At 38.7% G+C, this 576-nt stretch carries 1 pseudogene; it reads right to left on the bottom strand.

Annotation, left to right across the window (positions count from 1 at the left end):
- Nucleotides 1-563: pseudogene (locus DW103_RS18680) on the bottom strand (glycosyltransferase family 32 protein); the annotation flags it as partial.
- Between the last annotated feature and the right edge of the window lie 13 nt (nt 564-576).

Raw genomic sequence — 576 nt, forward strand, 5'->3', positions numbered from 1 at the left:
GCTTCCATTACAGAAAAGGGAGCAATATTGCAAGCCGGAATAATATAAACATCATCTTTTCCTTCATAAGCATCATATGTATCCGACAACATCAAAGCTCCGCTGGTCTGTAAGACATACAATAGCTTATGAGTATCTGCTGAAGGCAATATTCGATTTTCATCAAACACATGCTCTACAATTTTCCCGATAAAAGGATGCTTCGGTGTAGAAGTGATAAATGTATTGTTTAAATATCCCCCTTTAACATGAGAGGCATATATAATATTTTCATCCGTGTCCGTACCAAAACAGCATCCTTTTTGCAACAAGGGTTCTACGTTCTCCAGACACTCCATGTCGAAATCCACATACATTCCGCCCATTTCGTAAAGTATCAAGTAGCGAATAATATCTCATCTTTGTATGTCATACAGGAAACTATTGTAGGTATCTATATATTGTGGGTAGTGTTTTCTCATAAAGTCATCCATCATCGCATCATCCCAAAGAATGTACTGCCAGTCCGGGTGTTTTTCTTTCCAAGTTTCCGACAATTCCTTGAAAACTTCAGGGAGAGGCATCCGTTTGGATGAC

Origin of the sequence: Parabacteroides sp. AM08-6 (assembly GCF_003473295.1) — a bacterium.
Lineage (GTDB): Bacteria > Bacteroidota > Bacteroidia > Bacteroidales > Tannerellaceae > Parabacteroides.